General features: G+C 63.5%; 1 pseudogene. It reads right to left on the bottom strand.

The features are described from left to right. Window positions 1-1155 (bottom strand): annotated as a pseudogene (locus tag FDY93_RS19380) (hypothetical protein); the annotation flags it as partial.

The raw sequence follows: 1155 nt of genomic DNA, 5'->3' as shown, positions 1-1155 counted from the left end.
AGACCGTCGTTGTCGGCATCGACCGCGGCGGCCGCACTGACCGGGAAGGCATCCTGCTCGTTGGCAACGCCGTCATTGTCGTTGTCATCGTCCAAAGTCAGGCCCGAGGCGGTTTGACAGGCGATGTCACAATTATCGAGCCAGGAATCGGGCTGGCCATCGCCATCGGTATCCACAGATGCGGCGCTGTTGTAAACAAAAGCGTCTTCATCGTTCACCGCGCCGTCGTTGTCGGTGTCGTTCAGCGATGCGTCCAGTGTCAGGCCGGAGGCGGACTGACAGGCACTGTCGCAGCTGGCGAGCCAGGCATCCGGCAGGCCGTCGTTGTCGGCATCGACCGCGGCAGCAGCGTTGTCAACAAAAGCGTCTTCATCATTCACCGCGCCGTCGTTGTCGGTGTCGTTCAGGGATGCGTCCAGTGTCAGGCCGGAGGTGGACTGGCAGGCGCTGTCGCAGCTGGCGAGCCAGACATCCGGCAGGCCGTCGTTGTCGGCATCGACCGCGGCAGCGGCGTTGTCAACAAATGCGTCTTCATCGTTCACCACACCATCGTTGTCGGTATCATTCAGCGATGCGTCCAGGATCAGACCGGAGGCGGACTGGCAGGCGCTGTCGCAGCTGGCGAGCCAGGCATCTGGCAGGCCGTCGTTGTCGGTATCAACCGAGGCGGCGAAATTGGCCGGGAAGGCGTCATCTGAGTTTTCAGCGCCATCGCCGTCGCCATCGCGATACACAGTGCCTTTCAGGCGCAGGCCCGGCAGTTCGGTATTGCTGCCAAAATCCCAGTAGGCGTTGCCCTCCGCATCGGTATGGCTGGACCAGCCGGCATACAAGGTGCTGCTCGCGCAGGCGGTATCATCCGCGCCGGTGGGGCACTGCAGTTCGGCCAAGGTGGCGCCTTTGACGCCTGTGCCGCCATCACTGGTGGTCTGACCCGAGGCATCGGTGGCCCAGTAGTTGGCACTGGCACTGGCGCTGGCGGAAGCCCAGAAATCACCAATCAGTCCGCCGACATCGGTGCGCCCCGACACATGGGCGCTGGACAGGCTGGCGGTAATCACCGTGTCGCCGTAGCCCCACCCCAGTAGGCCGCCGACATCACTATCCCCGCGCACGGCGCCGGTGACATAGCTGGCGGTGATAGCAGTTGCGTAG

Origin of the sequence: Microbulbifer harenosus (assembly GCF_005771435.1) — a bacterium.
GTDB lineage: Bacteria > Pseudomonadota > Gammaproteobacteria > Pseudomonadales > Cellvibrionaceae > Microbulbifer > Microbulbifer harenosus.
The sequence above is the reverse complement of the archived record's forward strand: the minus strand, read 5'-3'. Positions and strand labels throughout refer to the sequence as shown.